This window comes from Paenibacillus tabacirhizosphaerae (assembly GCF_040812395.1).
Taxonomy (GTDB): Bacteria; Bacillota; Bacilli; order Paenibacillales; family NBRC-103111; genus Paenibacillus_E.
In genome coordinates this window covers 1-515 of record NZ_JBFNXH010000096.1, presented here as the reverse complement: position 1 = coordinate 515, position 515 = coordinate 1, and the positions used below count along the sequence as shown (strand labels likewise).

The window sequence follows — 515 nt, the reverse complement described above, 5'->3', positions numbered from 1 at the left end:
ATTGCCGTGAGTGCGGCTGCGGGTGCAGTGTACCACGGGGTGAAGTGGGTCTATGCGCTAATTGTTTAACGAGGAGGTGAAGCGAATGCGAAGCATACGGAAGCTGACGGTGTCCGGCAAGTTCTTGCGCCGGAGCGCCGCCGAGATTGAAGTGCCTTCCCTCACCCTCCAAGGCAAGTGGCTGGAAGCGCTGGGCTTCACGCCCGGCTGTACGGTAGAGGTGTGGGAATCGCGAGGCGAGATTACGATTTGGTTACCCGAAGGAGGACGAGAGGGTGGCAAGAGTCAAGTACACGACCAATCTGGACGCTGAACTGCTGCGATTGGCGAAGGAGAAGGCGGCGAGCAGCGACATGGACGGCGCGAACGCCGTCATTGAGGCCGCCCTGCGCCTGTACTTCGCCAATTGTTCCACGCAGGTGTGGGAGAAGAACATGCAGGGCGGCTGGATCAAGAAGATGATCGTTCGCCCGGGGCAGGTCATCTTCGAGAGTATCCGCGTCCGCAAGGTCAAG

At 59.8% G+C, this 515-nt stretch carries 2 protein-coding genes; both read left to right on the top strand.

What is annotated here, in order from left to right; genetic code table 11:
- The first annotated feature begins 85 nt into the window (after nt 1-85).
- A complete protein-coding gene (locus ABRS97_RS28145) occupies nt 86-313 on the top strand; it encodes a SymE family type I addiction module toxin (protein WP_367819469.1) in 228 nt (75 codons plus the stop codon).
- Nucleotides 276-515: hypothetical protein (locus ABRS97_RS28140; RefSeq protein ID WP_367819468.1), on the top strand; the 240-nt coding region annotated here is incomplete at its 3' end. The genes ABRS97_RS28145 and ABRS97_RS28140, both read left to right, overlap by 38 nt.